10 protein-coding genes are annotated in these 9,967 nt (G+C 67.0%); 9 read left to right on the forward strand and 1 reads right to left on the reverse strand.

What is annotated here, in order from left to right; all coding sequences use genetic code 11:
* Positions 1 to 51: 51 nt before the first annotated feature.
* The 9 genes from KDH83_RS11750 (at position 52) to KDH83_RS11790 (ending at position 8,698) form a co-directional block, all read left to right on the forward strand.
* The gene (locus KDH83_RS11750) at positions 52 to 1,350 is read left to right on the forward strand and encodes a phage tail tape measure protein (protein ID WP_212315768.1); all 1,299 of its coding nucleotides are present in this window, start codon (positions 52 to 54) and stop codon (positions 1,348 to 1,350) included.
* Positions 1,351 to 1,352: 2 nt separating this feature from the next.
* A complete protein-coding gene (locus KDH83_RS11755; protein WP_212315770.1) occupies positions 1,353 to 1,691 on the forward strand; it encodes a phage tail protein in 339 nt (112 codons plus the stop codon).
* A 64-nt stretch (positions 1,692 to 1,755) separates the two neighbouring features.
* Positions 1,756 to 2,484 carry a phage minor tail protein L gene (locus KDH83_RS11760; RefSeq protein WP_212315772.1) on the forward strand — a complete coding sequence of 243 codons (729 nt, stop codon included), beginning with the start codon at positions 1,756 to 1,758 and terminating at the stop codon, positions 2,482 to 2,484.
* A 1-nt stretch (position 2,485) separates the two neighbouring features.
* Positions 2,486 to 3,265, forward strand: coding sequence for a C40 family peptidase (locus KDH83_RS11765; RefSeq protein WP_212315774.1), 780 nt, complete (start codon positions 2,486 to 2,488; stop codon positions 3,263 to 3,265).
* Complete coding sequence (locus tag KDH83_RS11770) at positions 3,262 to 3,867, forward strand: tail assembly protein (protein WP_212315776.1); 606 nt, start codon at positions 3,262 to 3,264, stop codon at positions 3,865 to 3,867. The genes KDH83_RS11765 and KDH83_RS11770 overlap by 4 nt, the downstream gene beginning before the upstream one ends.
* Positions 3,864 to 7,454, forward strand: a complete 3,591-nt coding sequence (locus tag KDH83_RS11775; RefSeq protein WP_249205035.1) for a host specificity protein J — start codon at positions 3,864 to 3,866, stop codon at positions 7,452 to 7,454. The genes KDH83_RS11770 and KDH83_RS11775 overlap by 4 nt, the downstream gene beginning before the upstream one ends.
* Positions 7,451 to 7,816: a hypothetical protein gene (locus KDH83_RS11780; protein WP_212315778.1), complete on the forward strand. Its 366-nt coding sequence runs from the start codon at positions 7,451 to 7,453 to the stop codon at positions 7,814 to 7,816. The genes KDH83_RS11775 and KDH83_RS11780 overlap by 4 nt, the downstream gene beginning before the upstream one ends.
* Positions 7,800 to 8,024 (forward strand): hypothetical protein, encoded by a 225-nt coding sequence (locus KDH83_RS11785; protein WP_212315788.1) that lies wholly within the window; start codon positions 7,800 to 7,802, stop codon positions 8,022 to 8,024. Before KDH83_RS11780 ends, KDH83_RS11785 begins: the two co-directional genes overlap by 17 nt.
* Before the next feature lie 65 nt (positions 8,025 to 8,089).
* Positions 8,090 to 8,698, forward strand: a complete 609-nt coding sequence (locus KDH83_RS11790) for a tail assembly protein (protein ID WP_212315790.1) — start codon at positions 8,090 to 8,092, stop codon at positions 8,696 to 8,698.
* 130 nt (positions 8,699 to 8,828) lie between these two features.
* Here KDH83_RS11790 and KDH83_RS11795 read toward each other — a convergent pair.
* On the reverse strand, positions 8,829 to 9,967 hold a 1,139-nt coding region (locus tag KDH83_RS11795), incomplete at its 5' end, for a TonB-dependent siderophore receptor (RefSeq protein WP_212315792.1).

Here is a 9,967-nt window from a genome sequence, read left to right on the forward strand (position 1 = left end):
TCCGGCCCGCCGCGTGCGGGCCGGGGGCGGCACGATGATGTGTGGAAAATCATGACGAACAACTCAACGAGCTCCACCGAACAGCGGGCGTTGAACGCTGCGGTGAAGCAGACGAATGACAGCCTGAAGGCGCAGAGGCAAGAGGCGAACAAAGCCGAGCAGGCGCTGCTCAACCACGCGAAAGCGGCGGGCCAGGCCGGCATGGCGAGCAAGAACGAAACGGGTGCTCTGAAGAGCGGCAACACCGAGCGTGGAAAATCCGTCCAGCTGTTGGGCAAGGAAACGCAGGCGCGCCAGTCCTCGCTGGCCGAGCAGACCATTGCCGACATGGAACGCGCCCTGGCGCTGTCGGGCAAGACTTCCGCGGCGGACAAGATGGTGTACGAAACCTCGCGCGGCAAGTTCGCGGGCGAGGACGAGGGCACCAAGAACATGCTGATGTCGGCGGCCAGGGAAACCGACTGGAACGACGAGGAAAGCGCCCGGCGCGCCTATATCAACAGCGTGACCGGCAAGAATCCGGAACGCGACGCCGAGAACGCCAGGAAGCTCGGCTGGGCCAGGGACGAGTACGCCAGGGGCGGCCTGACCGACACGGAGCTCTACAAGCAGGAACGCGAACTCGGCAAGAAGGACGACCCGGACTTCATGACCAAGCTGATCGATAGCCTGACCGACTCGGCGCGCGAGGGCGCGGGCAAGATCCAGGACATCCTGGGTACCCGCATGTACGACTTCGTTTCCGACAAGTTCGACAAGATGGGGCTGTCGTTCCTGAACTCGGTGGCGAAGATGGTCAGCTCGGCCGCGTCGGCCAAGCTCATGGACCTGATGTTCGGTGATTTCACTAAGGGCGGGCCCCTAGGCGGCTTGCTTGGCGACATCGGCGGATTTTTCGGGGATATCGGCAATTCGGTGATGGGTCTCTTTGGGTTTGGTTCCCAGCCTGTCGCACAGGCCTTTCCGGTCAAGTTCGCGACAGGCGGAGCATTCACTAACGGCGTCGTCAACCGCGCCGTCGCCTTCCCCATGGGCCTGATGGGCGAAGCCGGTCCCGAAGCCATCATGCCGCTGCAACGCGGCGCCGACGGCTCGCTGGGCATCCGCGCCTCCTTCGCCGGGCTGCCCCAGGACAGCGGCGCCGGTTCGGGCGCGGGCGGCGTGGCCGTGAATGTCTACGTGCAGGACGGCAACGTCAGCGCCAGTTCCGATTCCGGCGAACCCGGCTGGAAGCAGTTTGGCCAGCAGATCGGAGAGTACGTCACGCAGCTGGTGGACCGGCGCATGTCGCAGTCCTACCGCCAGGGCGGTCTCGCCTGGCAGGCCAGCAACAACCGTTTGGGAGCCTGAGCATGGCATTCGAAGTCTTCAACTGGTCGCCGCGGCCCAATCCCGTCGGCGCCTTCAAGGACCGCACGCTGCGCGTGCAGTTCGGCGATGGCTACGAGCAGGAGGCCGCCGACGGCATCCATACCGTCACGCAGTCCTGGCCGCTGCAATTCGTGGGCAACGAGGTCTACGTGCGTCCCATCCTGGATTTCGTGCGCCGGCATGCCGGCGGCAAGTCTTTCCTGTGGACGCCGCCGCTGGGCGTAGAGGGCCGCTACAAGGCGCGCTCGCTGTCGGTGCAGCCCATGGGCGCGGACATGTACACCATCGCGGTCACGTTCGAAGAGTCCGTGGCCCCCTGAAGCGCGCGCCGGCGGACCCGGCCGGGCGCGCGCAATTTCCGCGATGCGGATGGAGTTTGAGCAAATGGGCATCAACGCAGACATACAAAAACTTGAGCCGGGCGCGCTGGTCGAGCTGTTCGAGCTGGACGCCAGCAGCATCGGCGGCGAGGTCCTGCGGTTCCACGGCTACATGCAGGTCGGACCGATCTTCTGGCAGGGCCAGCGCTACGAGCCCTGGGCCATCCAGGCCGAGGGCTTCGAGCAGGTGGGCGAAGGGCAGCAACCCTCGCCCACGCTACGCGTGGGCAACATCGGCCAGGACGCGCAGGGCCGGCCGCTGGCCGGCGTGATCTCGTCGCTGTGCGTGCATCTGGACGACCTGGTGGGCGCGCGCGTGGTGGCGCGGCGCACGCTGGGCAGATACCTGGACGCCGCCAATTTCCCGGATGGCAACCCCAGCGCGGATCCGCGCGAAGAGCTGCCGCCGGAAATCTGGATCGTGCAGCAGAAGACGCTGGAGACGGCGCAGGTGGTCGAGTTCACGCTCGCCAGCGCGCTCGACTTCAACGGCCAGAAGCTGCCCGACCGGCCCATCATCGCCGGCGTGTGCGCGTGGCTGCGCAAGGGCGGCTATCGCGGCCCCTACTGCGGCTACACCGGCGGGCGCATGTTCGACCTCAACGGCAACCGGGTCACCGATCCCACGCTGGACCGCTGCTCGGGCCTGATGTCCGACTGCAAGCAGCGCTTCGGCGAGTACGAGGTCATCAACTTCGGCGGCTTCCCGTCGGCCGACCTGATCAGGGGCTAGCATGCGCAAGAAGACCTTGCAGGCGATCCGCGACCATGGCGTGGAGGCCTATCCGCTGGAATGCTGCGGCCTGGTGCTCAAGTCCGGCCGGCGCGAGTGGTATCAGCCCTGCCGCAACACCGCGGCCAGCGCCGAGCACTTCGTGATGTCGGCCGAGGACTACGCCGCCGCCGAGGAAAGCGGTGACATCGTGGCCGTGGTGCACTCGCATCCGGACGCGCCGGCCGCGCCCAGCGAGGCCGACCGCGTCGCCTGCGAGGCCTCGGGCCTGCCCTGGTACATCGTGGCGGTGGAAAAGGCCGACGACGGCGGCGTCGCCGCCGGCGAGATCCGCGGCTTCGCGCCCGAGGGCTACCGGGCGCCGCTGCTGGGCCGCCAGTTCGCGCACGGCGTGCTGGACTGCTACACGCTGGTGCGCGACTGGTACGCGCGCGAGCGCGATATCGTCCTGCCCGATTTCTCGCGCGACGACGGCTGGTGGGAACCCGGCAAGCCGGGCGACCTGTACATGGACCACTACGCCGAAGCCGGCTTTCGCCCCTTGCGGGCCGATGAAACGCTGGGGCCGGGCGACGTGGTGCTGATGCAGGTCCGCTCCGACCGCGCCAACCACGCCGGCGTGTTCCTGGGCGACGCGGCCCTGGCCGAGGAACCCGGGCTGCACCCATTGCCGGACGCCATGCTGCATCACCTGTACGGACGCGATTCCGAACGCGTGGTGTACGGCGGCTTCTGGCGCGAATCGACCCGCGCAGTGTTGCGCTACCAAGGACAAGCATGATCGAAAGAATACGTACCGTGCGGCTGTACGGCTGGCTGGGCCGCGCCTTCGGCCGCGAGCACCGGCTGGCCGTGGCCAGTCCGGCCGAGGCGGTCAGGGCGCTGTGCGCGCTGCTGCCCGGTTTTGAGAAGGCGCTGGCCGACAGCGATGATCGCGGCGTGCGCTTCGCCTGCTTCGCGGGCCGGCGCAACCTGGCCGAAGACGAGCTGGGCCTGCCGGTGGGCGACGATGCCATCCGCATCGCGCCGGTGCTGGCCGGGGCCAAGAGCGGCGGCCTGTTCCAGACCATCCTCGGCGCCGTGCTGCTGGCGGCGGCGACCTTTTACTCGGGCGGAATGGCCGCGGCCTTCAAGGCCGGCACCTGGGTCAGCGCCGTCGCCGCCATGGGCGCGTCCATGATGCTCAACGGCGTGGCGCAGCTGCTGTCGCCGCAGCAACGCATGCTGAGCGTCAGCGACGGCCCGGACAACGGCGCTTCCTACAACTTCAACGGCCCCGTGAACACCACGGCCCAGGGCAATCCCGTGCCGCTGCTGTACGGCGAAATGTTCGTCGGCAGCGCCACCATCTCCGCGGGCATCTACTCGGAAGACCAAGCATGAAACAACGACAACGCATCAGGAAAAAGGCGCCCGAGGGCGCCTTTTCTCATGGCGCGCCCATCCCGGCCGGCCACAAGGGCGGCAAGGGCGGCGGCGGCGGGCGCACGCCCGTGGAAGTGCGCGACAGCCTGCACAGCACGGCCTATGCTCGCGTCATCGACCTGCTGGGCGAGGGCGAGATCTACGGGCCGGTGCATGGCATGGACAACGCGCTGCGCGACGTCTATCTGAACGGCACGCCGGTCGCCAACGCCGACGGCACGCTGAATTTCAGCGGCGCGGCCATCGACTTTCGCACCGGCACCCAGCTGCAGGAGCCGTTGCCCGGCTTTCCGGCGGCCGAGAGCACCATCGCCGTCGGCGCCGAGCTGAAGGCCGCGCAGCACTGGACGCGGCTGTTCGCCAACCTGCAGGCCTCGGCCATCCGCGTCACGCTGGGCGTGGAAGGCCTGAGCAAGGCCAACACCGGGAACGGCGACATCAACGGCTATCGCGTCGAGTACGCCATCGACCTGAGCGTGGACGGCGCCGGCTACCAGGAAGTGCTGGCCAGCGCGTTCGACGGCAAGACCACGCAGCGCTACATGCGTTCGCACCGCATCGAGCTGCCGCGCGCGCGCCAGGGCTGGAGCATCCGCCTGCGCCGCATCACGCCCAATGCCAACAGCAACACCATCGCCGACCGCACCTTCATCGACAGCGTCACCGAGGTCATCGACGCCAAGCTGCGCTACCCCATGTCGGCCGTGGTCGGCATCAAGATCAACGCCTCGCAGTTCCAGAGCATCCCGACGCGCGCCTATCACGTGCGCGGCCGCATCATCCGCGTGCCGTCCAACTACGATCCGGAACTGCGCAGCTACAGCGGCGTCTGGGACGGCACCTTCAAGCTGGCCTGGACCAACAACCCGGCCTGGGTCTTCCACGACCTGATCAGCAATGATCGCTACGGCCTGGGCACGCGCGTGCCGGCCGGCTGGCTCGACAAGTGGGGCCTGTACCAGATCGGCCGCTACTGCGACGAGATGGTCGACGACGGCTTCGGCGGCAAGGAACCGCGTTTCACCTGCAACGTCTACCTGCAGCAGGCCGCCGACGCCTACCGCGTGGTGCAGGACTTCGCGTCCATCTTCCGAGGCATGGCCTACTGGGCCAATGCCTCGGTGTTCGCGGCCGCCGACATGCCTTCCGACCCGGTCTACACCTACTCGTCGGCCAACGTGGTGGACGGCAAGTTCAGCTACGTGGGCTCGGCGCTGGGCACGCGCTACACGGTGGCGCTGGTGTCGTGGAACGACCTGTCCGAGATGGGCCGGCAGAAGGTCGAGTACGTCGAGAACCGCGAGGGCATCGCGCGCTACGGCATCCAGCAGGTCGAGGTCACGGGCTTTGGCTGCACCTCGCGCGGCCAGGCGCATCGCGTCGGCAAGTGGATGCTGCTGACCTCCAACCTGGAAACGCGCTCGGTCACGTTCTCGGTGGGCCTGGACGCCTGCCGCGTGCGTCCCGGCAGCATCATCCGCGTCGCCGACCAGCACCTGGCCGGCCGCCGCATCGGTGGCCGCATCCGCGAGGCCACGACCACCGTGGTCACGGTGGACGCGGAGCTGGGCGTGCGTCCCGGCGACCGGCTGACCGTCAACCTGCCCAGCGGAGTGTCCGAGACGCGCGTGGTGGCGGGCGCGGTCGGCACCGGACTCACCGCGGACAACACCGTGTTCACCGTGGACACCACCGAGCTGACCGCCGACCTGGTGGGCCTGCCCGGTTCGGTGCTGCACATCACCGTCACCGCGCCGTTCTCGCAGGCGCCGCAGGCCGAGTGCGTGTGGACGCTGGAATCCGAGGCGCTGTCGGCGCAGACCTTCCGCGTGCTTGCCGTCAAGCGCAAGGAAGGGCTGGTGGCCGAGATTTCCGCCATCCAGCACGAGCCCGGCAAGTTCGACAATGTGGACTTCGGCACGCGGCTGGATCCCAAGCCCATCACGGTCGTGCCGCCGTCGGTGCAGGCCGCGCCGCAGAACATCCGGCTGGCCTCGCGCTCGGTCATCGACCAGGGCATCGCGCGTCACGTGGCCGAGATCTCGTGGGCCGCCGCGCCGTCTGCCGTGGCCTACCACGTGCAGTGGCGCCGCGACAATTCCGATTGGGTCGAGGCCGGTCGCACCGGCTCGCTGACGCTGGAGCTGCCCGACATCCGCGCCGGCGCCTATGTGGCGCGGGTGCGCGCCATCAACGTCGCCGACGTGTCCTCGGTCTGGGCCAGCTCGACCGAGACCCAGCTCCAGGGCGACCTGGCGCCGCCGCCCGCGCTGGCCCAGCTGGCCACGCAATCGCAGGTGTTCGGCATCGGCCTGCGCTGGGGCTTTCCGGAAGGGCGCTTCACCGCGCAGCGCACCGAGATCTGGTACGGCCCGACCAATGACCGCGCCAGCGCGATCAAGCTGGGGGATTTCGCCTTTCCGCAGAACGCGCACACCCTGTCCGGCCTGTCGGCCGGCAAGCGTTTTTTCTTCTGGGGCCGCATCGTCGCCCTGAACGGCGAGATCGGCGCCTGGTATCCGGACGGACAGGGCGTGATGGGCGAGGCCAGCTGGCAGGCCAGCGAGATCCTGGAATACCTGAACGGCCAGATCAAGCGGGACCAGCTGGCGCAGGAACTGACGTCGACCATCGACGGGCTGACCACCGGCCTGGACCAGGCTCGCGCCGCGATCACGGCCGAGAAGACAGAGCGGGTCGACGCCGACGGGGCACTGGCCACGCGGGTGGACACCACGCTGGCGGTGGCCAATGGCGCCGCCGCAGGCGTGCAGGAATCGCGCACGGCGCTGGCCGGCCTGGATGGCCAATTGAAGGCAACGTGGAGCGTCAAGGCCCAGGTCACCAAGGACGACAAGGTTTACGCGGCGGGCATGTCGCTGGGGGCCTACACCAATCCCGATGGTCGGGTGCAAAGCTCGGTGTATTTCCTGGCCGACCGCTTTGGTTTCCTGAGCCTGGCCAACGGGGCGATCACGACGCCGTTCGTGATCGAGAACGGGCAGACGGTGATCAATGATGCGGTGATCGGGACGGGGCGGATCACGAACGCGATGGTTCGCAACCTGGACGCCGAGAAGATCAACGCCGGTTATCTGAACGTGGATCGTCTCAATGCTGATTCCCTGACCGCCAAGATGGCCACGTTGACGCAGGCATACATCCAGACTGCGAACATCGGTCTTGCACAGGTGGATACGCTGCGTATTGCTTCAGGCGCCGTCGTGGTCAACAACTCGGTGAGTTTTTCATTGAAGATGGGTGTGTACTCGGGTACGACGACCGCATCGGTTTCAATTTCGTTGAACGTGCCGGCCCGGATCCTTGTCATGCAGAATCACTCCATATGGGGGGGGTACCCATCGGAGAGCAATCCGACGGGTATTTGGTCCTCCAATTTCGGCCTGGGTGGTACGGCACCGGCGTCGTGGTTGAGCCGGTCGCTGGACCCAGGGACATACACAATGACGGTGACATTTCCTCGTCCTTATGATGGCTATGGATACGCTGCCGGGGATATTGCATTGATGGGACTTTTGCGATGAGAACCTATTCTCTTTATGACACGGACGGGCGCATTTTCAGCGTAGTCTCCTTGCAGCAGGATCTGATCGCAGATGTTGTAGTCCTGAATCAAGCGAGTGGCCATATCGATGGCGCTGTTGATGGAGATACACATTGCGTGCGTGACGGCCAGATTGTTCCGCGATTGGAAAGTCCGGTCATGTTGCAAGGCCTAGTCTTGAGCCGCCTGCCTGCACCTTGCGTGATTCTGATCAATGACCGCCTGTACGAAACGACGTCCGAGACGGTCGAGTTGGAATTCGATCAACCGGGAAGCTACCGCGTTTCGGTGCAAGCCTGGCCCTACCTCGACAAGGAGTTCACCATTGAAAATCCAGCATAGCGAACCCTACACGCCTCTGCGCGCCCGAGCCTACCCCGCCATCGGCGACCAGCTCGATGCCATCATGAAATTCGCCAGCTTCCTGCATGAGTCGGGCCAGGAGCTGCCTGGTCCGGTGCTGGACTGGGTCGTGCAATGTCAAGGCGTAAAGCAGCGCTACCCCAAGCCTGTTCAGCAACCCACCGTCCTGTCGGGCGGCGAGGGCTGACGACCGCCTGTTCAGCGGAATTTCTCAGAGTGATTCGCTGGCAGGCATTTCTATCAAGGAGTTCCATGACTCCCACACTCAAAACCATCCGCCTCTACGGCGCCCTGGGCGCCGAGTTCGGCCGCCTGCACCGCCTGGCCGTCGGCAGCGCCGCCGAGGCCGTGCGCGCGCTGTGCGCGCTGCTGCCCGGCTTCGAGCGGCGCATGCTGGACAGCGGCGACCAGGGCGTGCGCTACGCCTGCTTCATCGGTCGCCGCAACCTGGCCGTGGACGAACTCAGCCTGCCCGCCGGGCAGGACGAGATCCGCATCGCGCCGATGCCGGCCGGCGCCAAGCGCGGCGGCCTGTTCCAGGTGATCCTGGGCGTGGCCATGATCGCGGCCAGCTTCATTCCCGGGCTGAACGTGGCCATGTGGTCCGGCACCACCGCCACCTGGTCCGCCGGGCTGGCGTCCATGGGCGCGGCCATGGCGCTGAGCGGCGTGGCGCAGCTGCTGACGCCGCAGCAGCGCCTGCTCAGCGTCAAGGACGGTCCGGACAACGGCGCTTCCTACAACTTCAACGGCCCGGTCAACACCACGGCGCAGGGCAACCCCGTGCCGGTGATCTACGGCGAGATGATCGTGGGCAGCGCCACGATCTCGGCGGGGATCTACTCGGAGGACCAGGTGTAGCGCGGACCGTCCCGACCGGAGGTCGGGGACGGCGGAAAGCCTGCATTGCGGTCACCCGGCAGCAGACCCATGCCGGCTACATGCCCGTCCGACCGCCCAGGGGGCGCCGACGGCGCGATTGCGTCCGCGCCTAGAAGTCCACCGTCGCCGACAGCATGAACGTGCGCGGCGCGCCCAGGCCCAGGCTGGTCAGCTGCGGCATGCCCCAGTACGCCTTGTTGGTCACGTTCAGCACGTTGGCGCGCAGCGTCACCGGGTGGTTGCCGACCGTGGTGGCGTAGCGCGCACCCACGTCATAGACCACGCGTCCCGGCACCGACAGCGAGTTGTCGGCGCTGATGTATTGCTTGGTCGCGGCGGTCGCGTTGGCGGTGAGCGTGAAGCCCTGCACGGCGGGCACGTCCCATTCCACGCCCAGCTTGCCCTGCAGCTTGGGCACGCCGGTGGCGGTCTTGCCCTGGTTGACGCCGCCGGCGGTCTTGGTGAGCTCGGGATCGACGTAGGCCACGCCGCCCATCAGGCGCAGGCCGGTCCACGGCGTGCCGAAGAAGCTCCATTCGACGCCACGGTTGCGCTGTTCGCCGCCAAAGGAAAAGACGTTGGTGTACGGATCGGTGTAGCCGTTGGGGCGCTTGATCTCGTACAGGCTGACGGTGTGGGCGAAGTCGCCCAGGTCCAGCTTCAGGCCGATTTCCTTCTGCTTGGTCTTGTAGGGCGCGAACACGTCGCCGGCGTTGGCCGCCGTCATGGGCGCGGTGGCGCCCTGGCTCAGGCCCTCGATGTAGTTGGCGTAGACCGACACGCGGTCTGTGACCTTGACCAGGATCGCGGCGGCCGGCGTGGTCGCGCTTTCGTCGTAGCGCGAGGTGCGATCGCCGGTCTTGATGTTGTAGGTGTCGCTGATCACCTGCTGGCGGCGCACGCCCAGCGTCAGCTGCACGCGGTCCTCGGCGAACGACATCGTGTCGGCCAGGCCGTAGCTGGCCAGGCGCAGCTTGGTCTTGGAGATGTGCGGCGCGATGAAGGCGGGCGCATCGCCCCAGATCGGGTGATAGATGTTGGTGGTCCAGTCCGCGCCCGGCACGGTGCGGCGGCCGTAGTCGTTCTGCGTGTGCGAGTAGTGGGTGGCGTTCAAGGCCCATTGATGCTTGACCGGACCGGTGTCGAGCTTGCCCTTCAGGCCCAGTTCGCCCGAGCGTTTCTCCACGTCGAAGGCCAGCTGGCCCATGACGGTCTTGAAGTCGCCGGCCGAGTTCAGCACCTGGGCCG

The sequence above is a fragment of the Achromobacter sp. Marseille-Q0513 genome, assembly GCF_018195695.1.
Lineage (GTDB): Bacteria > Pseudomonadota > Gammaproteobacteria > Burkholderiales > Burkholderiaceae_B > Achromobacter.